Here is a 24,096-nt window from a genome sequence, read left to right as displayed (position 1 = left end):
GGCGCGCCGGGCAACCCGAAGCCCCCGCGCGACAACTGCTAAATGGTTCGCACCGTCACCTCGAAAACCGGATGGGGGTCGGCCAGCGGGTCGGGGGCCTGGGGGAGCAGCGGGCGGGGCGAGTAGAGGGCACAGAGCGTATTGGCGACCTGCGTCAGCTGGCCCGGGGCGGTGGTGGGCAGCCCGTCGAGGAGGCCGGCCAGCACTTCCCAGCGGGGCTGGCCGGGCTGGCGGCTGGCATCGTGCCAGACTACCACCGTATCGGGCCCGACCAGGTGCTCAAACACCCGGCGCGTGTCGGTGCGCACAGCCTCATAGCGGTGGTCCCCATCGATGAAAATCAGGTCGAAATGTCCCAGCGCCGCCATATCGAAGGTGGCCGAGTTGCCGTGCAGGTGGGTGACGTTGGGCAGGGGCCGCGAGAAGAAGCCGTGCAATTCAATGTAGCGCTCCGAAAGGCCCAACGCGCGCAGTTCGGTGGCTGCCAGGTTGAGCGTGTGCACCTGCGCCGCCACGGCCGCCACATTCGCCGCGCTTTCGCCCCGCCACGTCCCGATTTCAAAATACCGACACCCCGGCCGCTGTCGGGCCAGCGCCCGCAACAGGACCAGATCCGTGGGCAACGAGCCGCCGTCGCGGAAAGCAAATGGGCTCACGGTTTCGCCAGCCGCCGGCAGCAGCGCGGACAGCTGCACCACTGGCAGGCCCGCCGGCGTTACGCCCCGGCTTGCGGTGTGGCCTAACGCTTGCTGCTGCCAGGCCGTTTCGTCGGCGGCCAGCACGTGGTTCAGCAGCCAGGGGTTCCGGACCAGACTGGCCAGCCCGCGCAGGGTTTTCGTCAGCTTCGACAAGCGGTGAAATGATGAGGTGGTGGAATAGTGATTCTGCTGTTTGGCTGGCTTTTGTGGCGCAGGCAGCACAATGGGTTGGCTTGAACGTCAAACTCCCCGTTTTACCACCTCCCCCTTTCACCGTCAGCTAATCGGGACTTTGCGCAGGATGGCTTCAATCATATCCTGGGTGCGAATGCCGTCGGCTTCGGCCTCGTAGTTGAGCAGGATGCGGTGGTTAAGCACGTCGGCGGCCACTTCCTTGATGTCCTCGGGCAGCACGTAGTCGCGTTCATCGAAGTAGGCTACGGCTTTGGCGGCGCGGTGCAGGGCAATGCTGGCCCGGGGGCTCACACCAAACTGCAGGTACTGCTGAAACTCGGCCAAATCGTACTCGGCGGGCTTGCGGGTGGCAAACACCAGCTCAATAATATACTTCTCCAGGGTTTCGGAAATCTGCACCTGGTTGATCTGGTGACGGATGCCGAAGATGTCCTCCCGGGTCAGAACCGGGTTCACGGCCCCCACATAACTCATGTTAGCCATGCGGCGCATCACCTCCAGCTCGTCGGTTTTCTTGAGGTAGTCCACGTACACCTTCAGCATAAAGCGGTCGACCTGGGCCTCGGGCAGCGGGTAGGTGCCCTCCTGCTCCACCGGGTTCTGGGTGGCCAGCACCAGAAAGGGCAGATCCAGCGGATACGTCGTGTCGCCGATGGTCACCTGCTTTTCCTGCATGGCCTCGAGCAGGGCACTCTGCACCTTGGCCGGGGAGCGGTTTACCTCGTCGGCCAGCACCAGGTTGGCGAAAATCGGCCCCTTCTTCACCTCAAACTCCGAGCGGCTCTGGTTGTAAATCATGGTGCCCACCAAATCGGAGGGCAGCAGGTCGGGGGTGAACTGCACGCGCTGGAAGTGCAGGTGCAGCACCTTGGCCAGCGTGCTCACCGTGAGGGTTTTGGCCAGACCCGGCACCCCCTCCAGCAGCACGTGCCCACCGGTAAAGAGGCCGATGAGCAGGCGGTTGACCATGTACTGCTGGCCCACTACCACCTTGCTCATTTCCGCAAAGGCCTGTTTGATCTTCTGTTGATAGTCGTTGGGAGTCAGCGCAGCAGCAGGCATCGGAGCGGGAAAAAGCATGGCAAGGGCCTTAAAGGTAGAAAAACAGGGCCGCTTGCCTCCCATTGCCCCCACCAACTTACCGCCGGCACCCACCAGAACTGCGTTGAAACAGCCGAATAAGCCATGAAGTATAAGTACCGCTTCCAAAATCCAGGCCCTGCAGCCTTGCTTGCATTTCCGCAAACAGCCGGCGCCAAGCCGGCCAGGAGCAGCACTGGTTGCTTACCGAAGGCCCACTGCGTTCTTCCTTTTATCCTCCCCCAACTGCTGCCAAACGAAAAGCGCCACCGAATAATCGGCGGCGCTTTTCGTTTGTACCAGAGACGGGACTCGAACCCGTACGTCCGTGAAGACAAGGGATTTTAAGTCCCTCGTGGCTACCATTACACCACTCTGGCTGAACTCCTTGAACCCTTTCAAACCTGGTGGATAGCTACTCAGGTTCGATAACTAGGGCAAAGTAACTGCAAATTTTCCAATCAATCCGTATTGTTTCCGCCACTTATGAGAAGCCATTACCCCGAAGCAGGCTTTTGAGGCAGCAACTGTACCGGCAGAAAACAAAAAAAGGATGCTTCCGAAGAAACATCCTTTTTGAGCGGGAGACGAGGTTCGAACTCGCGACCTCGACCTTGGCAAGGTCGCGCTCTACCAACTGAGCTACTCTCGCTTTTGATCTTGGCGCCGTAGTGGCGTTTTGATGTGACAAAGGTAGAAGAAGAATCCCTGAAGTCAAGCGCACCCGCTAAAAAAACCCGCTTTTTTCACCCGCCAGGAGCTTTGTCAGCTGATTTTCAGGCAGAAAATTTTCACCTGGCAGCCTGCCGCTTCGGGCCCCTGCCCGCCCCCAGCTACCTTTCGATCCGCCGGCTTCCGGAATTTTTCCCTCAAAAAAAGGGAAACCCAAAAGCCGGCGGGGCAAAAAACCGGCCGGCGGCCGGGCCAGCTTACTGGCCGTCGGCGGCCAGCTTGAGCTCGTTCAGCTTGAGCAGGGCCTCAATGGGCGTGAGCGTGTTCACGTCCAGCTTTTCGAGCAGCGCACGCACCTTTTCCAGCACCGGGTCGGCAGGCTCAAACATACTCAGCTGCAGGCTGGGGCGCGGGGCATTGTGCACGGAGGCAGCGGGCTGGGCTTTGGGGCCCCGGTGGGCGGGCGCTGCTTCGGCGCGGCCATTGAGGGGCACTACCCGACCGCCTTCCGCGTCGAGGCCGGCCAGCACCTCATCGAAGGCAGTAGGCTGGTCGGCTTCGAGGCCGGTGGAAGCGCGCTCCTGCTCCAGGTGGTGCATGATTTCGTTGGCCCGCAGCACCACCGAAGTGGGCATGCCGGCCATGCGGGCCACGTGAATGCCGAAGCTGTGCTCGGAACCGCCTTCGCGCAGCTTGCGCAGAAACAGGATACGTCCATCGGCCTCCTTCACGGCCACATGGTAGTTGCGCACCCGCGGGCAGTCGTCGGCGAGCTGGTTGAGCTCGTGGTAGTGGGTGGCGAACAGGGTTTTGGCCCGGGCCCGGGGCGCGTTGTGCAGGTGCTCCACAATGGCCCAGGCAATGCTGATGCCGTCGTAGGTGCTGGTGCCGCGCCCGATTTCGTCCATCAGCACCAGACTGCGGTCGGAGAGGTTGTTGAGGATGCTGGCCGTTTCGGTCATCTCCACCATAAAGGTGCTTTCGCCCTTGCTCAGGTTGTCGGAGGCCCCTACGCGGGTGAAGATCTTGTCGATGACGCCGATGCGGGCCGCGTCGGCGGGCACGAAGGAGCCAATCTGGGCCAGCAGCACAATCAGGGCCGTTTGGCGCAGCAGGGCCGATTTGCCGGCCATGTTAGGGCCCGTTATCACCACAATCTGCTGGTCGTCCTGGTCGAGGCGGATGTCGTTGGGAATGTATTGCTCGCCGGGAGGCAGCTGGCGCTCAATCACGGGGTGGCGGCCGGCTTTGATGTCGAGGGCCGTGGAATCGTCCACGACGGGCTTCACGTAGCGGTGCTGGCGGGCGGTGGCGGCAAAGGAGGCCAGGCAGTCGGCTACGCCGATGGCGCGGGCGTTCTGCTGAATCTGGGTTACGTACTCGGCGGCCGTGAGCACGAGCTCGGTGTAGATGCGCTGCTCAATCACGAACAGGCGCTCCTCGGCGTGCAGGATTTTCTCCTCGTACACTTTCAGCTCCTCCGTGATGTAGCGCTCGGCATTCACCAGGGTTTGCTTGCGAATCCAGGAGGCGGGCACCTTGTCCTTGTGGGCGTTCGTGACTTCGAGGTAGTAGCCGAACACCTTGTTGTAGGCCACTTTGAGCGAGGAAATGCCGGTTTCGCGGCTGGCGTCCTGCTGGAGCTTGAACAGGTAGTCCTTGCCCGAGCCGGCCATGCGGCGCAGCTCATCCAGCTCCGCGTCGATACCCTCGCGTAGCACGCCGCCCTGGTTGGTGAGTATGGGCGCGTCTTCCCGGATTTTGGCCTGAATTTCTTCGCGCAGCCCGGCGCAGGGGTTGAGCTGATCCGCCAGTTTCTGCAGGGCCCGGATACCGGAGCCGGCCAGCTGCTCCCGGATGGGACTGATGGCTTCCAGGGCCCGGGCCAGCTGCAGCAGCTCGCGGGGGTTGATGCGGCGCACGGCCACCTTGGAAATCAGCCGCTCCAGGTCGTTGATCTGGCGCAGGTGAGTCAGCAGGTTTTCCAGCAGCTCGGGCGTCTGGAGCAGGGCCTCCACCGTATCGAGGCGGCGCTGGATCTGGGCGGGCTCCTTGAGGGGCAGCACCACCCACTTGCGCAGCAGGCGCGCGCCCATGGGCGTCACGGTCTGGTCGAGGATGTCGATGAGGGGCACGCCGCCGGGGTGCTGGGCCTGCACCAGCTCCAGATTGCGCACCGTAAACCGGTCGAGCCACACGTACTTATCCTCTTCCAAACGCCCGATGCTGCCGATGTGGCCCACGTCGGTGTGCTTGGTTTCGGCCAGGTAGTGCAGCACGCAGCCGGCCGCCGTGATGCCCTCCCGCAGCCCGTCAATGCCGAAGCCCTTGAGGGAGGTAGTATTGAAGTGGCGGGTGAGCAAATCGTGACCGTAATCGTGGCCGAACACCCATTCTTCCAGCGCAAAGTGGCAGTAGTCGGGCCCGAAGTGCTCCTCGAACTCGCGGCGGCTCTTCTTGCAGAACAGCACCTCGGCGGGCTGGAAGTTCTGGAGCAGCTTGCCCAGGTAATCAATAGTGCCCTGGGCCACCAGAAACTCGCCGGTGCTGATATCCAAGAAGCTCACCCCGGCCTCGTGCTTGCCGAAATGCACGGCGCAGAGGTAGTTATTGGCGCGGCGCTCCAGCACGTTGTCGTGCAAACTCACGCCGGGCGTGACCAGCTCCGTGACGCCGCGCTTGACGAGGCCCTTGGCCTGCTTGGGGTCTTCGAGCTGGTCGCAGATGGCCACGCGCTGGCCGGCGCGCACCAGCTTGGGCAGGTAGGTGTCGAGGGAGTGGTGGGGAAAGCCGGCCAGCGGGGTTTCGGAGCTGGTGCCCGCCCCGCGCTTGGTAAGTGTAATGTCCAGAATGCGCGAGGCCGTGACGGCATCCTCGCCGAAGGTTTCGTAGAAGTCGCCCACCCGGAACAGGAGCACCGCGCCGGGGTAGGTTTGCTTGAGCTGGTGGTATTGCTTCATCAGCGGCGTATCGGCTACGGCGGGCGGGCCCAGCGTGCCGTGCGTGCGGACGGGCTTTTTGTTGGGGTCGGCGGCTTTGGTTCTCACGGAAAAATGGGGATTCAGGAATATGGGGGCCGGCACTGTCATCCTGAGCGGAGCGAAGGACCTTATTACACCAAAACGACCGGCATGGAAACATTGATCCGGGCAGGGGGCTGTTCAATTGTGACAAGGTCCTTCGCTCCGCTCAGGATGACAGGCGGTAAGGAGGGCAGCCAGTTCGCATGAACCGTCCAGCCCTAACAGCCGCCACCCGGCCGGGCGTTCCTACCTTTGCGGGCATGCGCAAACTCTCCATGGAAGAGCTGAACCGGCTGACGGTGGCAGACTTCAAAAATACGCGAAAATTCCCCCTCACCCTAGTGCTCGACAACGTGCGCAGCCTCCACAATGTGGGCGCGGCCTTCCGGACCTGTGATGCTTTTGCGGTGGAAAAAATCTGGCTCTGCGGCATTACGGGCCGCCCGCCCCAGCGCGAAATCACCAAAACGGCCCTGGGCTCCACCGAATCGGTGGCCTGGGAATACGCCGCCACCACCGTGGAGGCGCTCAGGCAGCTGAAGGCCGCCGGCTACGTGCTGGTGGCCGTGGAGCAAACCACCGGCAGTGTGCCCCTGCCGGCCTTCGAGGTGGAGCCCGGCCGGCCCTACGCCCTCATCATGGGCAACGAAGTATTTGGGGTCGATGACGAAGTGCTGGCCCTCTGCGACGCGGCCGTGGAAATCCCGCAGTTCGGCACCAAGCACAGCCTCAACGTGAGCGTGGCGGCCGGGGTGGTGCTCTGGGAATTCATCAGCCGGATAGCTGCCGCAGAAAATCAATAAGCCTCCGTAAAAATTAAAAAACTGGCAAAATCCTGGCAATAACCCGGCAAGAGTAGCAAAAAGTACGGCCATAGTTACGTAGATTTGAAACTGGATTCTCTCCAGGCGGCTTCCTGCCGAATTGCACTTGTCTACCATCCTAGTCCACTTTTTGATGAAATTAACCTCTACTCCTTCGGCGGCGCGCGCATTGGCTCTGGCGGCCCTGCTGGCCGTTCCGGGTCTGGCCGCAGCCCAGAATGCTCCGGCCACCCAGGCGCTGAGCGCCCTCAAAAGCCGGCAGGCCAGCCTGGGCCTCGCGGCCGATGACCTGGCCGATGCGGCCGTCACCAGCCAGTACACCGACCGCCACAACGGCATTACCCACGTGTACCTGCGCCAGCGGGTTCAGGGCATTGAAGTATACGGGGCCGTGGCCGACGTACACTTCGGCCAGTCGGGCAAAGTGGCCAGCCTGCACAGCAGCTTCCGCTCCAACGTGAAAGCCCAGGCCCGCCCCGCCGCCCCCGGCCTCTCGCCGGAGCAGGCGGTGGCTGCCGCAGCCCGGGCCCTGAACATGCCCGCCCCGCGCGCGCTCCAGCTCGAAAAAGCCGGTTCCGGCGCCGAGGGCATGGAGTTCAACAACGGGGGCATTTCGCTGGAGAACATTCCGGTGAAGCTGATGTACCTGCCCATGCCCGATGGGGCCCTGCGCCTGGTGTGGGACGTAACGCTGGCCCCCACCAACGCCGAGCACTACTGGAATGCCCGCGTGGATGCCTCGACCGGCGCCCTGCTCGACAAGACTGACTACACGATTTCCGACAGCTTCAGCCTGCTGAACCTGACCCGGCCCCTGACCGGCGCCTCGGCGGCGGCCGCCACCCCGGCTCCCGCTCCCGGCCCGGCTAACCGCCCGGCGGCTCCCAACAGCTACAACGTGTGGCCCCTCACCGTGGAAAGCCCCTCGCATGGCGCCCGCGAGGTGGTGGTAAACCCCGCCGACGCCTTCGCCTCGCCCTTCGGCTGGCACGATACGGACGGCAAAGCCGGTGCGGAATATACCATCACCCGGGGCAACAACGTCCATGCCTACGATGACCGCAACGGCGCCAACGCCTACACCGCCGGTACCAACGTAAGCCCCGACGGAGGCGCCAGCCTGGAGTTCAACTTTCCCTTCGATGCTACTATGGCGGCGCCCGCGTTGAGCAATCTGGATGCGGCCGTTGTGAACCTGTTCTACTGGAACAACCTGACGCACGACATCATGGTGCGCAAGGGCTTCGACGAGGTGAGTGGCAACTTCCAGACGACCAACTATACCGGCCAGGGCCGCGGCGGCGACTACGTGCAGGCGGAAGCCCAGGACGGAGCCGGTTTGGCCGTTCCGACCCTTAACAACGCCAACTTCTCTACTCCCCCCGACGGGACCCGCCCGCGCATGCAGATGTTCCTGTGGGATCAGCTTGAACCGGCCAGTATTACTGCGCCGGCTAACCTAGCAGGTCCGCTTCTCACGGGTACGGCCTCATTTGGCCGCAGCATTGCTCAGGTAGGACCGATAACTGGCAACCTGGTACTGGTAAATGACGGCACCGCTGATCCTACGCATGGCTGCGGAACGGCTTACACCAACGCCGCGGCCGTCAATGGCAACATTGCCCTGATAGATCGAGGCAGCTGCAATTTTGCACTCAAAGCCCAAATGGCTCAGGCCGCCGGAGCTAAAATGGCCGTTATCGTAGACAACGTAGTCGCCTCCAACCCCATCGGCCTGGGCGGAACTGCGGATACGGCCGGCCTGCGCATTCCTACCATTTCCATTCTCAAGACAGACGGCGACCGGATAAAGGCGGCTCTCGCGGCTGGCCAGACGGTTACTATCTCGGTAACTGGAAAGATACTCTACCGCGACAGCGACTTCGACAACGGCATCATCGCCCACGAGTACGGCCACGGTATTTCTACGCGTCTTACTGGTGGCCCCGCCACCTCCTGCCTCAACAGCCAGGAGCAGATGGGGGAAGGCTGGAGCGACTTCTTCGCTCTCTGGATGACCACCAAGCCCGGTGACGTGGGCACCACCGGCCGCGGCATCGGTACCTACGCCTCCTTTGAAAATACAGATGGCGGCGGAATTCGCCCCACCCGCTACAGCACCGACCTGAGAATCAACCCCACCACGTACGCCGTGCTGGGCACCGGTAATTATGTAGTGGGCAGCACTGGCACAGTCCCCGTTCACGCCATTGGTTACGCGTGGTGCACGGCTCTGTGGGATATGAACTGGGCCCTGATTGAAGCCGAGGGCTACAACCCGGACCTGCGCGCCAGCACCGGCGGCAACAACGTGGCCCTGCAACTCGTGATGGACGGCCTCAAGCTCCAGCCCTGTTCCCCCGGCTTCATTGATGGCCGCAACGCCATTCTGAAGGCCGACTCCATTAACTACAAAGGTGCCCACGCCGCCCTCATCTGGCGCGTATTTGCCCGCCGCGGCATGGGCTTCAGCGCCAGCCAGGGCAGCAGCAACAGCCTCACCGACCAGACTGCGGCCTTCGACGTGCCGGCCGTACTGAGCAGCAGCAAGCAGCTCAGCGAGAAAATGATGGAAGTGTACCCCAACCCGGCCACCAACCAGATTACGGTGCGCACCCAGGTGAGCAGCAGCGCGCCGGTGCAGGTAGAGCTGGTTTCCTTGCTGGGCCAGCGCGTGAGCGTGCAGACCATTGCCGCTGCTCGTTTGCAGCAGGAAGGCGTGGTTGTCAACACTTCGGCCCTGGCCGGGGGGGTGTACGTAGTACGCCTGACGACCTCGGAAGGCACCATTACCAAAAAGGTAGTCGTGCAGCACTAGCCCTTCGCCTGCCTTCCGGCAGCTTATTAAAAACCCGCCCGGCCCCGTGCCGGGCGGGTTTTTCTTTGCGTACCTTGGCCCCATGGCTGATTTCTTTCGCCCCGACGACGACCTGCGGGCCCTGCGCCCGGTCGTTACGGCGGCCTCTTCCCCCCTGCCCGCTACCGGCCCGACTACGGTGGCCGACTTCCTGCACACTGTGCTGCGGCCCGTGCTCAAGCTTCAGAACCCGGTGCTGCTGGCCGTAGTAGCCGATTTCGTGGCCGACCACCACATGCCCCTGACCCGCGTAGCCCCCGCCGACCAGGAGCGCCTGCTGGCCGGGCTGCTGGCCCGCAACACCAAGCTGCGCTACACCGTCATCGGGCTGGTGGTGGGAGCCTTTACCACGGGGGAGCTGGCCTTCTACCGCCAGCACCGGCCCGAGCTGAACCGCCGCCTGCTGGAGCTGGCCACCCGCCGCGTGCAGGATCAGGCTTCCACCGTGGGGGAACTGCTGACTTCCGCGGCTGCGTAGAGCCTTCACCAATGCCAAGCACAAGAACGGCCCGCAGCAGAAGCTGCGGGCCGTTTTGATTACGCAAAAAGCAGTTTGCGGAACGTTAGTCGTACTGGGAGTCGCGCAGCTGGACGGGCTCGGTTTTCTTGCGCAGGCGCATGTTGAGTACTTCCACAATCAGGGAGAAGAACATGGCGAAATAGAGGTAGCCTTTCTCGATTTCCTTGTGGAAGGCTTCCATCACCAGCATCACCCCAATCATGATCAGGAAGGAGAGGGCCAGCATTTTGATGGTGGGGTTGCGGTTCACAAAATCGGCCACTACACCCGAGAAAGCCAGCATCACGCCCATGGATATGACCACGGCCAGGATCATGATCAGCACGTTGTCTACCAAACCTACGGCCGTCAGGATGGAGTCGAAGCTGAACACGATGTCGATGAGAATGATCTGAAATATGATGCTTCCGAAGGAGGCGCCGGGCTTGCTGCCATCGGCCGTTTCCTCCTCGCCCTGCAGCTTGGTATGGATTTCAGTGGTGCTCTTGCCGATCAGAAACAGGCCCCCGGCCAGCAGAATCAGGTCCCGGCCCGTGACGCCGAAGGGCTCCGCCATCCAGGGCAGCTCCACGGTAAACAAGGCTGTGCGCAGGCCCACAATCCAGCTGATGCTCAGCAGCAGCCCGATGCGGCAAAGCAGGGCCAGCAGCAGTCCGATGCTGCGCCCCCGCGCCTGCTGCTCCCGCGGCAGCCGGTTGACGATGATGGAAATGAAGATGATGTTGTCAATCCCCAGCACAATCTCCATGAAGGTGAGCGTAATCAGGCTCACCCAGGTTTGTGGGTTCGAAAAAACCGAGAAGTCGAAGTGCATGTGAGAAATGGGGGCAATGTGGCGGAATGGGGGTTGAATAGGCAGCGTGAGGGTGTAGTGCGGAGGGATACGCTTCGGTTCTTGTCCGAGCACGCTATCCACATTCCGTCGGCCTCACCGCATGAAAGGTCTACTTCATGTTCACGAATTGCAGGGGCTGGCCGACGTCGGCGCGACGCAGCACGGCAATGGCGGCCTGGAGCTCGTCGATTTTCTTGGCCGACACCCGCACCTGATCGTCCTGCATCTGGGCTTCAACTTTTACCTTGGCGTCCTTGATGGCCTTGATGATCTTGCGGCCCGCGTCCTTGTCGATGCCGGCGCGCACCTTTACTACTTTTTTAATCAGGGCGCCGTTGGCCTGTTCCTCGGCCGTAAAATCGAGGGCGGTGCCGTCGATGCCCTGCTTCACGATGCGCGTGAGCACGATATCTTCCAGGGCCTTCACGCGCATGGAATTTTCCGAGGTGAGGGTAATGGTGTTATTTTTCTTGTCGAGTTCGATGCCGCCCTTGGTGTCGCGCAGGTCGTACCGGGTTTGCAGTTCTTTTTTGGCCGTATTCACCGCGTTTTCGAGCGTTTGCGGATCTACTTTGCTGACGATATCAAATGAAGCCATGAGGAAAATGAAGGGAAAACGGAAAGAAACACTGCCTTAACGCAGAACAGTCCATCAAAGATAAGACGGCTCCGAAATGGACCGCGCCCCGCCCGATAAATAGTCCGTTCCTGATTCCGCCGCCAGTTGCTGATCCGCGCATGACCGCCCTGCCCGCCGTTGCCCCGCCCCGTACGCCTGCCGAGTGGGCCGCTTATTACCGCCTCCGCTACGAAGTGCTGCGCCAGCCCTGGCAGCAGCCCCTCGGCTCTGAGCGCGCCCCCGACGATGCGCAGGCCACTACCACGCACGCCCTGCTGCTGTCCCCCGAGGGCTACGCGGCCGGCGTAGGCCGCCTGAGTCCCAGCGGGGCCGGCCAGGGGCAGATCCGGTTCATGGCGGTGCATCCGGCCTGGCAGGGGCGCGGCGCGGGCCGGCAGCTGCTGCGCTATCTGGAGCAGGCTGCCCGCGCCCAGCAGCTCACCGAGCTGGTACTCCACGCCCGCGCCACCGCCGTGCCCTTCTACGAACATCTGGGCTACACCGTCGTGGCGCCTTCCCACACCCTGTTTGGCACCCTGCCCCACTTCCTCATGCGCCGGGACCTGTAGCTTGACGTTTAGCTTTTAGCTGTTGGCTGATAGCTAAAAGCCAGCAGCTAAAAGCTATCAGCCAACAGCCCTCGTGTTAGAATTTTTCGCGGCCGCGGAGCAGGTCCCAGTAGAGGCGGAAGTCGCCGCGCAGGGAAAGCCAGGGGTGCTGGAAGGTGGCCGGGCGGTTGCGCTCCACGAAGAAGTGGCCAACCCAGGCGCACCCGTAGGCAGCCACTATGCCGGCCAGTAACAGGGCGGGCTGACGGCGCCCCAGCGCCCCGGCCGCCAGCAGCAGAAACAAAGTGGTCCCGATGAAGTGCAGCAGGCGCGTACCGCGGCGGCGGTGTTCGCGCAGGTAGCGGGGATAGAATTTGGCGAAGGTGAGGGGCGTGAGCATGGCAGCAGCGCGTGGTGGTACCGGGAAAAGTAGGTAACTTTTCCCATCCTTGCTCTTTCCTCCCCGCTCCCATGGAATCCTTGCCCGATGTTGCCACCCTGCTCGCCATCTACAACCAGATTAACGCCTATGGCCGCACCAACGGCATGGAGCTGCTTCTGACCCAGCCCGGCGACGTGCGCTACACCATGACCATCCGCGACGAGCACCTCTCCTCCCCCGGCACCTGCCACGGTGGCGTGCTGGCCGGCCTCATGGACGCGGCCCTGGGTGCGGCCGCCCTCTCGCTGGCCTTCACGGCGGGGGAGCTGGTTTCCACCGTCGAGTTCAAAATCAATTACCTCCACCCCGTGCGCCTCCACGACCACCTGGTGGCCCACGGCACGGTAGAGCACAGCGGCAAAACCCTCATCGTGAGCAGCGCCCTCATCACCTGCCCCACCCGCGACAACCTGGTAGTGGCCCGGGGCCTGGGCACCTTCAACCGCTACCCGGCCACCAAGCGCGACTTCCACGACCTGCTGTTCCCGACGGTGTGAGTGGTTGTTGGTTGGTAGTTGGTAGTTGTCAGTTATCGGTTGGCAGGAATAGAGAACATCATTCCGAGCATGTGGCGCATCAAGCCAGTGTGCGGAGCCAAAGTCGAGGAATCCCGCGGGCTGACGTTGTGTCAACTACCCCTGACGACAGGATTACCATGGCACGCGAGATTCCTCGGCTGCGCTCGGAATAACGTTCTCTTTTCCTGACAACCAACAACTGACAACTACCAACCGATAACTCCTGCAACCACCGCGCACAAGAAAGCCGCCGGACTACCGGCAGCTGTACTGCGGGTAATCCGGCGGCTTGGGTGCCTGATGGCGGGTAAGGCTTACAGACGCTCGGGGGAGCTGGCCGATTCGTGCTCCTGCTCCTCGTCGCCGTAGTCGTCTTCGTCGTCGCCCATTTCAGGGGCTTCCACCTTGCGCACGTTGCGGGCGCAGTCCTCGTCGCGGTGGTTGCGGCCAACGGTGAACTCCACCCAGTCGCCTTCCTGCAGCTCGTTGAAGTCGCCTTCCGCCATGTCGGCGTAGCTGAAGAACAGGTTGTTGGGCGGCATCACCACAAAACCGAATCCGTTTTTCAGGTTCTTGATGGTGCTGATGCCCACCGTGCCTACCGGACCAGCGGCCGTGGGGCCGGTGGGACGTACGGGCTTGGTGCTGGGATAGGCAACGGGCTCGGGGGTGTTCACGAACAGCGCGTCTACCAGCTCGTCGCCGTCGGTCAGGCCCTGGTCGATGATTTCGTGCATCTGCACCGGGTAAGTGGCCTGGTCGAGCAGCTGCTGCGAAGCGCGCGTTACGCGGTTTTCGCCCTTGAAATCGGTGTATTTGAAGTCCCAGTTCAGTAGCATCACGCGGGTACCCACGGTGTTGAGCTTCTTGATCAGGGGCGCGTAGTCGGAGTCGCCGGCGATGAGCACCACCACGTCGAGGCTCTTGTGGATGGCCAGTTCCAGGGCCTCCAGCGACAGCCACACGTCGATGCCCTTTTCCTGCAGACGGCCGTCGCGGGTTTTCAGGGGCATGTAGTGGGTGCTGATGCCCATGTTCATGAGGATGTCGTCGAGCAGACGGTCATGGAACAAGCGGTCCTTGTCGCGGGCCTCGGTAGCGGAGAGGCGGCCGCGGAAGAAGTGGGCGTTGATGATCTGGCTGAGGCGGACGTCCACGTCCTCTTCCTCGGCTACCTGGTGGCGGATAAACTCGTGCAGCCCTTCGAGGCTGATACGGGCTTTACGGTCGTGCTGAAAGTAGTAGTAATCACTAATTTTCAGGAAATAATTGCCGTCGTAGAAAACGCCGATCCGGATCAGCGGGCTATTCATCTGGTTCATACGAAATTGATTTTGAGCGCAAAAAAAAGGTGTGTGTGTGATTAGGGAGGGGGCGGGTAAGCGAGATGTACAGACTGGCAGAAAACACCAGCCAAAGCAAAGATACGAGTTGTCGGAGTTTTGATATTGCTATAATCCACAGCCGCCGGCGGACACCGTTTGCGGATGATATGCCACTTCGGCCGGAAAAAATCCAGGCCAGACGAAATACGAGCCCGCCACCGATGATTGCCAACGGGCCGTACCGTAGCACGCGCCTTATAGCTCATCCACAGCCTGCTATCCGGATGGCCTGCCTGAGGGCTGCGGCCTGATCACTTCACAATATTAAATCATATCTATCTTTTAAACCAATTTAAGAAGTACAAATCAGATTAGATTCGTCTAACCGGAGGCTGCCATCTGCCGGCCCGGGGCTGGGCCAGGTCACAGAGCCGTCTTCGGTTTTAAATCCAACTTCGGCCGGGACTTTTTATCGGAGTTCCGCTCAATTGGTATGTTGAAGATAGGCTCCAATAATGTACCAGGACGGAAAATTCGGCCGATCCGCCCATTTAGCAGACTAACCGGGGGGGTTTACGGGCTAAAGAGACGCCATATCGTCGGGCCGACTGCTTCCGGACTGCCGTAATTGTCATTTTTTTTACTCCGGCAAACGGGCGGCCGGTCACTTTCGGTCCTTTTTCGGAATCCGCAGCCGCGTCTGCCGGTGGGGGCCGGTAGCAGTGCTCAGAACTCCAGGCGCCCCATGACCAGGCCCAGCACCAGCAGGCCGTAACCCGCGCAAATCAGGACTTCCAGCCGATTGCCGCCGGGTGAACCGGTGCGGATGAGCGGAATCTTAAAAGAGGTATCCAGCACGGGCATCAGCCACTTCACACCCGCTTTCGTGAGCGTATCGGCCAGCAGGTGCGACACGTAGCCGCCGCCGGCAAACAGGGCCACGCCGTGCCAGCCCAGGCTCTGGTTGGCCAGGTGGCCGATGTAGGTCCAGAGGCCGGCCGCCCAGAGCGTGTGGGTCCAGGAGCGGTGGCTGGTGAAGGGGGCCACGCACACGAAGCAGCCCAGCATGCTCAGCCACACAAACCCCAGATAGAGCCCCGCCACCACCGTACTCAGCCCCGTGAACAGCAGGGCCAGCTTCCGCGTCGATTCGCCCTGCATGGCCGCCCCGATCAGGCCAAACGCCAACGCCGCCGTGAAGCCCATGCGCCGGTCGGGTCCCGGGGGCAGCACAAAGTGCGTGTAGGCGGCCAGGGCCGCAGCCGCTACCACAAACGCCCAGCGCACGTAGCCCTGGGCAAACCCGAGCCGCTTGCTGAGGCGGGAACCGGGGTGGTCGAGGTCGGGAGCCAGGGAGGAAAAACCCGCCAGGGCAATGCCCGCGGGCGAAAACGGAATACCGGGCACCAGGGCGGCCACGGCCACGCCGGTAATGAGGCCAATGGCCAGGTGGGAAGAACCGCGCACGGAGAATCAGGAGTCGAAAGATAACGGGGCAAAGATACCACGCCCGCCGCGCCCCGGGCCCCGCTACCAGGTGCCGGAACTGCCTTTCAGGGTGGTGCGGATACCCTGTACTTCGTTTTCGAGGTGAGCCAGGCCCTGGCGGAAGGCGTCTTCCACTTCGGCCCGCTCCTGCTCGGGCAGGGGGCCGTTCTGCTGGACCTGGGCCCGGATCTGGCGCAGGTGGGTGAGGATAGCCTCCCACTCGTCGGCGGGTTGGTTGGTCGCGGGGGTAGTCATGAGGTAGGCGAAAGGCCGGGAAAAACAAAGACTAGCGCGGGTGGGGATAGGGAAGGTACAACCGATACCCCACAATAGCGCGGAAACTTTCGGGCCGGAGCGGTGGTATTGAAGCACAGATGATGCGGATGAAGCCGCGGATGCCGCCGATTCGTTCTGGATGCAGATGACGGCAGATAGCTTGTGAGGCTACTTGGTCCTGCCAACTGCTCATTCTACTGCCTAACTTTATCCTTTTCCTCGTTCGGCAGAACGAATCTGCGCTATCTGCGGCTTCAGCTGCACCATCTGTGATTCTGTTACGCCCGACCGGAGTTGACTTCGGCCGGGCTTCTACCTTTGCCTCCTCTCCTAGCCGATACTCGTTTTGAAGGTTTCTGATTTACTGAAGCTCTACGCCCTCGACCCCACCGGCATGACGCTGGGCGCGCGCCTGAACCCGGCCACCCGTCACTCGCTGCGGCCCGCGGCCACGCCCGAAGCGCCCGTGCGCCTGCACCTGCGTGGCCTCGTAGGCTCCCAGGATGCCGTGCTGGCCGCCGCCCTGCACCAGGAGTACCCCGACCAGCACCACCTGTTCATCCTCCACGACCGGGACGAGGCTGCCTACTTCCTGGCCGACCTGCAGCACCTAGTGCCTGATGAGGAGCCGCTCCTGTTCCCGACCTCCTATAAGCGCCCCTACAGCTTCGACGAGACGGAAAACGCCAACGTGCTGATGCGGGCTGAGGTGCTGAATAGGTTGAGTAACCACCGGGGAACGAGTGCCTCACCCCCTAGCCCCCTCTCCGGTAGAGAGGGGGAACTAGCTACTAGCGCTAAAAATCTAAAAGCTAGTCCCCCCTCTCTACCGGAGAGGGGGCTAGGGGGTGAGGCAACCCGCAAACCCACCGCCAAGGAAACCGCCGGAGCCCTCATCGTGACCTATCCGGAGGCGTTGTTCGAGAAGGTAATCAACAAAAAGAGCCTCGTGGCCAACACCTTTCTGGTGAAGGTGGGCGACAAGCTGGACGTGAACTTCGTGAGCGACATGCTGGCGGAATACGACTTCGAGCGGAGCGACTTTGTGTACGAGGCCGGCCAGTTTGCCGTGCGCGGCGGCATCGTGGACATCTTCTCGTACGCCAACGAGCTGCCCTACCGCATCGAGCTGTTCGGGGACGAGGTGGAAACCATCCGAACGTTTGACCCCGAGAGCCAGCTGTCGGTGGAGAAGCGCAGCCAGGTGAGCATCATCCCGAACGTGCAGACCAAGCTGCTGCAGGAGACGCGGGAGGCGTTTCTGGAGTTCATCCCCCGGAACACCGCCGTGTGGGCCAAGGACGTGCGCCAGACCCTGGACGTGGTGGACGAGTACTTCGACAAGGCCGAGGCGGGCTTCCAGGAGCTGCTGGCGGTGGCGGGCGGCACCCAGGTGGTGAGCAAGCCGGCCGATTTGTTTGAGTCGGCCAAGACGCTGCGCAAGCTGCTGGAAGGATTTGCGGTGGTGGAGTTCGGCAAACGGTTTCACTTCAAGACCGGCGCGGAAGAGCTGCAGTTCAGCGCCAAGCCCCAGCCCAGCTTCGGCAAGGACTTCAACCGCATCGTGAAGAACCTGCACGACAACCAGGCCAAGGGCTATACCAACATCATAGCGGCCGAGCAGGTGCGCCAGGCCGACCGCTTGCGAACCATCTTCGATGAGCTGGATAACAACGTGCAGTTTCAGCACCTGCTGCTGGGGCTGCGCGAGGGGTTCATTGACGAGACGCTGCGCCTGGCAGTGTACACCGACCACCAGCTGTTCGAGCGGTTCTATAGGGCCCAGGAAACCCGGAAGTTCAGCAAGAAAAAGGCCCTCACCCTGAAGGAGCTGCGCACTCTGGTGCCCGGCGACTACGTGGTGCACCAGGACTACGGCATTGCCCGCTTCGCCGGCCTCACCCAGGTGGAAATCAACGACCGGCTGCAGGAGGCCATCCGGCTGGTGTACCGCGACGACGACGTGCTGACGGTGAGCATCCACGCTTTGCACAAGATTGCCAAGTACAGCGGGGCCGAGGGCACGCCGCCCACCATGAGCAAGCTGGGCTCACCGGAGTGGGAAAACAAGAAGAAGTCGGTTAAGAAAAAGGTGAAGGACATTGCGGCCGAGCTGATCCGGCTGTACGCCAAGCGCAAAACCGCGCCCGGCCACGCCTTCGCCCACGACTCGTTTATGCAGGCTGAGCTGGAATCGAGCTTTATCTACGAGGACACGCCCGACCAGGCCAAGGCCACCGAGGACGTGAAGCGCGACATGGAGGTGCCCCACCCCATGGACCGCCTCGTGTGCGGCGACGTGGGCTTCGGCAAGACGGAAGTGGCCATCCGGGCCGCCTTCAAGGCCGTGGCCGATGGCAAGCAGGTGGCCGTGCTGGTGCCCACCACCATCCTGGCCATGCAGCACTACAAAACCTTCCGCGAGCGGCTTGGCAACCTGCCCGTGACGGTGGAGTACGTGAACCGCTTCAAAACCACCAAGCAGATCAAGGAAACCCTGGGCCGGGTGGCCGACGGCAAAACCGACATCCTCATCGGCACCCACCGCCTCACGAATAAGGATGTCAGATTTAAGGACCTGGGCCTGCTGGTGATTGACGAGGAGCAGAAGTTCGGGGTGAAAACCAAGGACAAGCTCAAGGAAATCAAGGTGAACGTGGACACGCTCACGCTGTCGGCCACGCCCATTCCGCGCACCCTGCACTTCTCGCTGATGGGGGCCCGCGACCTGAGCGTGATTGCCACGCCCCCGCCCAACCGCCAGCCGGTGCAAACGGAGCTGCACGTGTTTGATGAGCTGCTGATCCGCGACACCATTTCGCGGGAGCTGAAGCGGGGCGGGCAGGTGTTTTTCGTGCACAACCGCGTGAAAGACATCGAGGAGCAGGCCAGCATGATTCTGCGCCTCGTGCCCGATGCCCGCGTGACCTACGTGCACGGCCAGATGGACGGCGACCTGCTGGAAAAGCGCATGATGAAGTTCGTGGACGGCGACTACGACGTGCTGGTGGCCACCACCCTCATCGAGTCGGGCCTCGACATTGCCAACGCCAACACTATCCTCATCAACCGCGCCCACATGCACGGCCTCAGTGACCTGCACCAGATGCGGGGCCGCGTGGGCCGCTCCAACAAAAAGGCCTACTGCTACCTGCTCACGCCCCCGGTGGCCGGCCTGCCCTCCGACGCCCGCAAGCGCCTGAGCACCCTGGAGGAATTCTCGGACCTGGGCGCAGGCTTCAACGTGGCCATGCGCGACCTGGACATCCGGGGCGCGGGCAACCTGCTGGGCGGCGAGCAGTCGGGTTTCATCAACGACCTGGGCTTCGAAACCTACCACCAGATTCTCGACGAGGCGGTGCAGGAGCTCAAGGAAACCGAGTTCCGCGACCTGTTCCTCGGCGACCCCACCCAGCGCCTGCAGGAAGCTGCCGGCACCGGCCGCCCCAAGGAATGCAACATCGAAACCGATTTGCAGGTGCTCATTCCGGACCGCTACGTGAGCAGCGTGTCGGAGCGCCTGCAGCTCTACAGCAAGCTCGACCGGGCCAAAAACGCCGAGGAGCTGCGCAAGCTGCTCACCGGCATCGTGGACCGCTTCGGGCCGCTGCCCGCGGAGGTGGAGCAGCTCGCCGACATTGTGCGCCTGCGCTGGCTGGCCTGCCAGACCGGGTTCGAGAAGCTCACGCTCAAGAAGAACCTGCTCAAAGGCTTCATCCCGGCCCTCAACAACGAGCCCTACTTCCAGGGCGCCACCTTCGGCAACATCCTCAGCTACGTGCAGACCCACCCGCGCTCGGCCTCCATGAAGGAGCGCAAAGAACAGCTCATCATCTCCTTCGAAGACGTGAGAAGCGTCCAGGCCGCCAAGCGCATTCTGAGCGAGCTGGTGAGTGAGGAAACGGTGGGAGTGTAGTCCATTCTGACGGACATGAAGCGGACACGGGCGGACATTAGATGTCCGCCCGTGTCCGCTTCGTATGTTTTGTTCCCCCGTCACAGTTCGATTTCTCAGCAAGGCAGGCAAGGCGGCAGTGGGTAGGGCATCTGCTATCTTTGTGCTCTACCCCATTTACTACATGGAGCACGTTATCTATTTTCAGGTATTCACCACTACGGCTGCCTTTGCTTCTTTTCTACTGGATAACCGATTAGTGAAAGTGAGGTCCAGCAAGCCCGGCCTCACGCTGCTCCGGGTAGATCTGGCAAACGAGCAAACCATCAAGCCCCATCATGTAGTAACGTTGGCTTGCCTACTGGAAGAATACTGGCTGGCAGGTATTCCTATTCGGTTTGAAGCGTCTGATTCCGTTGTCTATGCTTATCTGCGGGATATTGGTTTTCTGCGGCAGTGGGATGCCAATACCCGCACTGCTCCCGATGGCTTTACGTTACCCGCTGATTCTACCTCCTTTGTGTTCTGGAAGGTAGAGCCGGAAAGTATGGCCGACTACGCGGAAAGTGCCTACCGACACTATAAAGCCCATTTCTTTCAGGGTAAAGATTTGTCGGTACTACCTACGTATCTGGCCGAAATCTTCAATAATATCTTCGACCACGCCTTCGCTGCCGGGGCGGCGGAGCGCATTGCCTACTGCATGGTGCAATACTACCCCGCCACTGAGCGTCTGTTCATCGCAGTAGCCGATTTTGGCATGGGTATTCCAAATTCAGTCAACCGGTATCTTGAATCTCAGCAGCAGAATCCGCTGCCGCCAATTGAGGCGCTGAAACAATCCTTGGAGCTACATTTTTCCGCAAAGTCGCGTCCGCACAACCGGGGCCGCGGGCTTAATACCCTGAGCACGGGGTTGGCGGCTCTTGGCGGAACACTCACTATCCAAACCTCTCATGCCCTGTATCATGTAGATAGCTCCGGCAAGGCTTATCCGAAGGATCTGGCTGGTGAAAATTTCCCTGGAACAACGGTTGCTATCCGGCTGTTGCACGAACGGCTACCCGCCGAGGAACCAGACGTATTAGACGGCGAGGCTTCGCTTTTTTAGCGAAACTCCGTATACTGCCTAAAATATTTTCTCAACTGCCAACTACCTGCCTCATGAACACCACGATATCCAACGGCCCGGTATTGCAGCTTTTTGACATCGTCGATAACACGCTGACCAATACGGACGGCCTGAAGCTCTTCCTGGCTCTACGCCATGCACTGGAAGTACAGAATGCTCCCGTTACTTTGTCCTTGCTCAATTTGACTGCATTTTCGAGTTCCTTTTTAAACTCCTCATTTGGTGCTTTGTACGAGCAACAAGGGCGTGAATTGATGAAGCGCATCCGGCTGACCAACTATAAGCCGGCACAATTGCAAGTGTTAAAAGACTACTTGGCCGATGCTGCCAAGCATTCCAAAGCCGAGTAGCTTATCTAATCAAACAAAAAGGCTATCTGTAGCGCAGATGGCCTTTTTGTTTGGTGAATGATGGTTAATGAAGTGTCCAACAAGTATGGATACCGAAATTTACTATTCTAGCTTTTTTGCGGAAGTTGCATCCTTAGCCAGCTCTCTTATGCTGATCCAGCTACCACGTATCAACTGGCGTTTATTGCTCCTGCATTTTCTGTCAATACCCCTGCTCATTCTTGGTGCGCGGCAACTGGCACTAATTCCATATGCCGAGATAATAACCCTGTACCAAAAGAGAGGAATGCAGGCAATACAAGATTCGCCCCAGGGTCAAGCTCTCACGGCAGCAGATATAACCGGACTAATGACAGACCCTCTATATGCATGGTTTTTGGCTATTCTGACGGGGTGCATGCTGTCGGCACTAGTGGTGTGGCATAGGCGGGAAAGCAAATTGCTTCCCGTTGCGCTGTTTGTACTTGCTGTAATCACTTCCTGGACGCACTATTATGAAAGTGAGGCCGTCAAAAGTGGCTTGGCATTTCTGCGGTGGGCGTTTGAGACGTGGCCGCTGGCTACTCGGTTAGGTATTGTAGGCTCGGGGCTATTAATACTGGGGTGCCTGCCGTTCCTGCTCACTTGGCGGCGTCCGGTATCAGAACAAAACTGATAGATATAATCCTCCCCAATCCCGCACCCGCCACAATCAGCCCCGCCGCTGCTCCAGCCTCTGCGGCGGCGGGCTGAGGGCGTTGCGCCCCCGTTACCAGCGGATGCTGCTTGGTTAGCACGGCTTGTCAGCCCGCCATTGGGCGGTGCCACCGGGTCAGGGAGCCTTGCCACTCCGGCAGCGGGCGTTACAGCTGGGTCAGACCCTGGCAGAAAGCCAGGAAGCTTGGCGACTTATTGGCCGGTATATCCAGATGTGGCGCAATGGATTCCGCCCATTTTACTTTGCCTTTGGTAGCCCGGGCATCTGCTTTCTGTAGTACCCGAAGCAGGGTTTCCCACGCATCGGGAATGGTATCAGGGTCAGCGGGCAATCCGCTGAAGTGATGTGCATGTACCCGCGGGTAAGCCGTCTGAATAGCCTGCCGGTCGCCCAGAAACCAGGCTTCCAGCTCCTGCACCGCCAAGGCATTGAGCACATAAAACACCTGCCCGGCGGGTGCCTGGGCGTAGCTCAATAGCCCCGCCGTAGCCGCCGAAGCTTCCATTTCAGCCAGTCGGCGGGCGGCAATACCATCCGCGTCCAGCAATACCACAATGCGCAGATCCTGCTGGCCGGGCTGACTGATCCGACGGCGGTAGCCTCTCAGCAGGTCCGGGAGTTGATGCAGCAAATCGGCGCAGCCCTCAAACACCCGGAAGCGGGCAACGTACTGCGCCGGCAGGAGCTTCGGCACCAGGATTTTCAACGCTGCTTCCGCCGACTCTTCTTCCAAAAGAAATTCGACCCGCATCTTACTCCTGGGTTGGCGTAGCAGAAGGAGAAGCCAGCGGGTCGCCTACCTCAAAGAAGTTTCGCGACCAGAGGTAGCCCAGCGGGGAGCCTTCTTCCACCATGGCCACGATATCGGGCATATCGGCCACCCTCGACGCCTGGGTGTAGCCGTCGGCTCCCCGGTGCAGAATCCAGACCTGCTCCGGCTCCATGCTGTTCAGCAAGGCCGGCGAGTGCGTAGCCACCAATAGCTGCCGCGTTTCGGTGGCTTGAATAAGCTCCTCGGCCAGGCGCGGCAGCAGGCGCGGGTGCAGCTCGTTTTCCGGCTCCTCCAGGCCCAGCAGCCCGGTGGCGTTGGGCTCGTACAGCAGCGTCAGCAGCGCCGCCAGCCGCATCGTGCCATCCGACATGTACTGGGCCGGCAGGGGCTTCTCAAACGGCGCATCCCGGAAGCGCAGCAGCAGCCGCTCATCGGAGGTACTTTCCATCACCACCTCCGCCAGCCCCGGCACCCAGCGCCGCAGCTGCTCGCTGATGCGGGCCAGCGCCTCCGGGTGCCGGGTGTGCAGGTAGTACAGCACGTTGGGCAGGTTGTCCCCGTTGGCCGACAGCTTCTCCCGCGGCCCCGCATCGGAGTAGCCCTTCAGGTGGTCGTCGGTGAGGTGGATGTAGCGGTAGGATTGTAGGAGGTTCTTTATCGTATGAGCGTATGGACTAATCTTAAGACTATAAGCAAACGCATAGCCCAGCATCGACACACCTATACCACTTAGATACACATACCGATTATCAGAAGGCAGCGACTTGCCCTCCTCATTAGTATCTGAAGGGATTAAATCAGAAGTCAGACCAGTAGCATTTCCTTTCTGTGACAGAAAAGCTCTAAAAAGCGTCCCATGCCCATAAATTCTTCCATCAGGCAAATAGAACCCTTCTTCCAAAACAGAAAGCTTATTGTCATCTCCACCTATGATTAAAAAGTAGTTTATAGTACCTAACTCACTATACAATCCAACCTCAAACTCAATCGGCCCCTCCTGCCCGCGCGTCCGTATCCCCTTGAAACGGTCCCTATCATTCCAGGCTTGCTGTAGGTTGCCGCTCACCGCTTCGGCCAGAAACGCCAGCGCGTCGAGCACCGTGGACTTGCCGCTGCCGTTGGGACCGATGAGCACCGTCAGCGGCGTCAGGTCGCGCAGCTCCACGTCGCGCAGGGCGCGGTAGTTTTTGATGCGCAGGTAGGTGAGGCGGGGGAAACCGGTGGCGGCGGGAAGGTCGGGCATGGGGTAAGGCGGTAGTTGCCACAAAGTACGGGGATAATGCGGGTTGAGTACACATATCAGTTCCCGGTCCATCTTGGCTGCATACGT

At 61.0% G+C, this 24,096-nt stretch carries 20 protein-coding genes and 2 tRNA genes; 9 read left to right on the top strand and 13 right to left on the bottom strand.

Going from position 1 to position 24,096, the window contains the following annotated elements; translation table 11 throughout:
• Window positions 1–38 precede the first annotated feature (38 nt).
• The 5 genes from KLP40_RS08920 to mutS form a co-directional block, all read right to left on the bottom strand.
• Window positions 39–851: a class I SAM-dependent methyltransferase gene (locus KLP40_RS08920; RefSeq protein ID WP_215593428.1), complete on the bottom strand. Its 813-nt coding sequence runs from the start codon at window positions 849–851 to the stop codon at window positions 39–41.
• Between the two features lie 123 nt (window positions 852–974).
• Window positions 975–1,955: an AAA family ATPase gene (locus tag KLP40_RS08915; protein WP_215593427.1), complete on the bottom strand. Its 981-nt coding sequence runs from the start codon at window positions 1,953–1,955 to the stop codon at window positions 975–977.
• A 315-nt stretch (window positions 1,956–2,270) separates the two neighbouring features.
• A tRNA-Leu gene (locus KLP40_RS08910) sits at window positions 2,271–2,353 on the bottom strand.
• Window positions 2,354–2,552: 199 nt separating this feature from the next.
• Window positions 2,553–2,625: transfer RNA gene (locus tag KLP40_RS08905), tRNA-Gly, on the bottom strand.
• Window positions 2,626–2,902: 277 nt separating this feature from the next.
• Window positions 2,903–5,605, bottom strand: a complete 2,703-nt coding sequence (mutS, locus tag KLP40_RS08900) for a DNA mismatch repair protein MutS (RefSeq protein ID WP_246558739.1) — start codon at window positions 5,603–5,605, stop codon at window positions 2,903–2,905.
• 323 nt (window positions 5,606–5,928) lie between these two features.
• Here mutS and KLP40_RS08895 point away from each other — a divergent pair, with 323 nt between their 5' ends.
• The 3 genes from KLP40_RS08895 to KLP40_RS08885 all read left to right on the top strand — a co-directional run bounded on the left by KLP40_RS08895 (window position 5,929) and on the right by KLP40_RS08885 (window position 9,827).
• Window positions 5,929–6,471 (top strand): RNA methyltransferase, encoded by a 543-nt coding sequence (locus tag KLP40_RS08895; protein WP_215593425.1) that lies wholly within the window; start codon window positions 5,929–5,931, stop codon window positions 6,469–6,471.
• A gap of 154 nt (window positions 6,472–6,625) precedes the next feature.
• Window positions 6,626–9,310 (top strand): T9SS-dependent M36 family metallopeptidase, encoded by a 2,685-nt coding sequence (locus KLP40_RS08890; RefSeq protein WP_215593424.1) that lies wholly within the window; start codon window positions 6,626–6,628, stop codon window positions 9,308–9,310.
• A gap of 82 nt (window positions 9,311–9,392) precedes the next feature.
• Window positions 9,393–9,827: a hypothetical protein gene (locus KLP40_RS08885; protein WP_215593423.1), complete on the top strand. Its 435-nt coding sequence runs from the start codon at window positions 9,393–9,395 to the stop codon at window positions 9,825–9,827.
• A gap of 85 nt (window positions 9,828–9,912) precedes the next feature.
• Here KLP40_RS08885 and KLP40_RS08880 read toward each other — a convergent pair whose 3' ends face one another.
• The gene (locus tag KLP40_RS08880) at window positions 9,913–10,683 is read right to left on the bottom strand and encodes a TerC family protein (protein ID WP_215593422.1); all 771 of its coding nucleotides are present in this window, start codon (window positions 10,681–10,683) and stop codon (window positions 9,913–9,915) included.
• Window positions 10,684–10,813: 130 nt separating this feature from the next.
• Window positions 10,814–11,302, bottom strand: coding sequence for a YajQ family cyclic di-GMP-binding protein (locus KLP40_RS08875; RefSeq protein WP_215593421.1), 489 nt, complete (start codon window positions 11,300–11,302; stop codon window positions 10,814–10,816).
• A 140-nt stretch (window positions 11,303–11,442) separates the two neighbouring features.
• On the opposite strand from KLP40_RS08875, the gene KLP40_RS08870 reads away from it, so the two are divergent.
• Complete coding sequence (locus KLP40_RS08870; RefSeq protein WP_215593420.1) at window positions 11,443–11,892, top strand: GNAT family N-acetyltransferase; 450 nt, start codon at window positions 11,443–11,445, stop codon at window positions 11,890–11,892.
• 76 nt (window positions 11,893–11,968) lie between these two features.
• Here KLP40_RS08870 and KLP40_RS08865 read toward each other — a convergent pair whose 3' ends face one another.
• The gene (locus KLP40_RS08865) at window positions 11,969–12,271 is read right to left on the bottom strand and encodes a DUF962 domain-containing protein (protein WP_215593419.1); all 303 of its coding nucleotides are present in this window, start codon (window positions 12,269–12,271) and stop codon (window positions 11,969–11,971) included.
• 71 nt (window positions 12,272–12,342) lie between these two features.
• On the opposite strand from KLP40_RS08865, the gene KLP40_RS08860 reads away from it, so the two are divergent.
• A complete protein-coding gene (locus KLP40_RS08860; RefSeq protein ID WP_215593418.1) occupies window positions 12,343–12,810 on the top strand; it encodes a PaaI family thioesterase in 468 nt (155 codons plus the stop codon).
• Window positions 12,811–13,145: 335 nt separating this feature from the next.
• On the opposite strand, the gene KLP40_RS08855 is transcribed toward KLP40_RS08860, so the two are convergent.
• The 3 genes from KLP40_RS08855 to KLP40_RS08845 form a co-directional block, all read right to left on the bottom strand.
• A complete protein-coding gene (locus KLP40_RS08855; protein WP_215593417.1) occupies window positions 13,146–14,153 on the bottom strand; it encodes an NYN domain-containing protein in 1,008 nt (335 codons plus the stop codon).
• Between the two features lie 729 nt (window positions 14,154–14,882).
• Window positions 14,883–15,623 carry a metal-dependent hydrolase gene (locus KLP40_RS08850; protein ID WP_215593416.1) on the bottom strand — a complete coding sequence of 247 codons (741 nt, stop codon included), beginning with the start codon at window positions 15,621–15,623 and terminating at the stop codon, window positions 14,883–14,885.
• 63 nt (window positions 15,624–15,686) lie between these two features.
• On the bottom strand, window positions 15,687–15,899 hold the full coding sequence (locus KLP40_RS08845; protein WP_215593415.1) for a hypothetical protein: 213 nt from the start codon (window positions 15,897–15,899) through the stop codon (window positions 15,687–15,689).
• A 367-nt stretch (window positions 15,900–16,266) separates the two neighbouring features.
• Between KLP40_RS08845 and mfd the strand changes: the two genes are divergently transcribed.
• From mfd to KLP40_RS08825, 4 genes are all read left to right on the top strand, one after another.
• Window positions 16,267–19,836, top strand: coding sequence for a transcription-repair coupling factor (gene mfd, locus KLP40_RS08840; RefSeq protein WP_215593414.1), 3,570 nt, complete (start codon window positions 16,267–16,269; stop codon window positions 19,834–19,836).
• 163 nt (window positions 19,837–19,999) lie between these two features.
• Entirely contained in the window at window positions 20,000–20,926 is a 927-nt protein-coding gene (locus KLP40_RS08835; RefSeq protein ID WP_215593413.1) for a hypothetical protein, read from the top strand.
• A gap of 53 nt (window positions 20,927–20,979) precedes the next feature.
• On the top strand, window positions 20,980–21,297 hold the full coding sequence (locus tag KLP40_RS08830; RefSeq protein ID WP_215593412.1) for an STAS-like domain-containing protein: 318 nt from the start codon (window positions 20,980–20,982) through the stop codon (window positions 21,295–21,297).
• Window positions 21,298–21,382: 85 nt separating this feature from the next.
• The gene (locus KLP40_RS08825) at window positions 21,383–21,952 is read left to right on the top strand and encodes a hypothetical protein (protein WP_215593411.1); all 570 of its coding nucleotides are present in this window, start codon (window positions 21,383–21,385) and stop codon (window positions 21,950–21,952) included.
• 187 nt (window positions 21,953–22,139) lie between these two features.
• On the opposite strand, the gene KLP40_RS08820 is transcribed toward KLP40_RS08825, so the two are convergent.
• Window positions 22,140–22,745 carry a DUF4276 family protein gene (locus tag KLP40_RS08820; RefSeq protein ID WP_215593410.1) on the bottom strand — a complete coding sequence of 202 codons (606 nt, stop codon included), beginning with the start codon at window positions 22,743–22,745 and terminating at the stop codon, window positions 22,140–22,142.
• Between the two features lies 1 nt (window position 22,746).
• Entirely contained in the window at window positions 22,747–24,009 is a 1,263-nt protein-coding gene (locus KLP40_RS08815) for an AAA family ATPase (protein WP_215593409.1), read from the bottom strand.
• Between the last annotated feature and the right edge of the window lie 87 nt (window positions 24,010–24,096).

This window comes from Hymenobacter piscis, assembly GCF_018760735.1.
GTDB lineage: Bacteria > Bacteroidota > Bacteroidia > Cytophagales > Hymenobacteraceae > Hymenobacter > Hymenobacter piscis.
This window is presented reverse-complemented; position numbering and strand designations above follow the sequence as displayed.

Bases quoted from the DNA above. Each gene is read 5' to 3' on its own strand.
- KLP40_RS08915 (WP_215593427.1), bottom strand. From the start codon at position 1,955: ATGCCTGCTGCTGCGCTGACTCCCAACGACTATCAACAGAAGATCAAA.
- mutS (WP_246558739.1), bottom strand. From the start codon at position 5,605: ATGAAGCAATACCACCAGCTCAAGCAAACCTACCCCGGCGCGGTGCTC.
- KLP40_RS08895 (WP_215593425.1), top strand. From the start codon at position 5,929: ATGCGCAAACTCTCCATGGAAGAGCTGAACCGGCTGACGGTGGCAGAC.
- KLP40_RS08890 (WP_215593424.1), top strand. From the start codon at position 6,626: ATGAAATTAACCTCTACTCCTTCGGCGGCGCGCGCATTGGCTCTGGCG.
- KLP40_RS08885 (WP_215593423.1), top strand. From the start codon at position 9,393: ATGGCTGATTTCTTTCGCCCCGACGACGACCTGCGGGCCCTGCGCCCG.
- KLP40_RS08880 (WP_215593422.1), bottom strand. From the start codon at position 10,683: ATGCACTTCGACTTCTCGGTTTTTTCGAACCCACAAACCTGGGTGAGC.
- KLP40_RS08875 (WP_215593421.1), bottom strand. From the start codon at position 11,302: ATGGCTTCATTTGATATCGTCAGCAAAGTAGATCCGCAAACGCTCGAA.
- KLP40_RS08870 (WP_215593420.1), top strand. From the start codon at position 11,443: ATGACCGCCCTGCCCGCCGTTGCCCCGCCCCGTACGCCTGCCGAGTGG.
- KLP40_RS08865 (WP_215593419.1), bottom strand. From the start codon at position 12,271: ATGCTCACGCCCCTCACCTTCGCCAAATTCTATCCCCGCTACCTGCGC.
- KLP40_RS08860 (WP_215593418.1), top strand. From the start codon at position 12,343: ATGGAATCCTTGCCCGATGTTGCCACCCTGCTCGCCATCTACAACCAG.
- KLP40_RS08855 (WP_215593417.1), bottom strand. From the start codon at position 14,153: ATGAACCAGATGAATAGCCCGCTGATCCGGATCGGCGTTTTCTACGAC.
- KLP40_RS08845 (WP_215593415.1), bottom strand. From the start codon at position 15,899: ATGACTACCCCCGCGACCAACCAACCCGCCGACGAGTGGGAGGCTATC.
- KLP40_RS08835 (WP_215593413.1), top strand. From the start codon at position 20,000: ATGGAGCACGTTATCTATTTTCAGGTATTCACCACTACGGCTGCCTTT.
- KLP40_RS08830 (WP_215593412.1), top strand. From the start codon at position 20,980: ATGAACACCACGATATCCAACGGCCCGGTATTGCAGCTTTTTGACATC.
- KLP40_RS08825 (WP_215593411.1), top strand. From the start codon at position 21,383: ATGGATACCGAAATTTACTATTCTAGCTTTTTTGCGGAAGTTGCATCC.
- KLP40_RS08820 (WP_215593410.1), bottom strand. From the start codon at position 22,745: ATGCGGGTCGAATTTCTTTTGGAAGAAGAGTCGGCGGAAGCAGCGTTG.
- KLP40_RS08815 (WP_215593409.1), bottom strand. From the start codon at position 24,009: ATGCCCGACCTTCCCGCCGCCACCGGTTTCCCCCGCCTCACCTACCTG.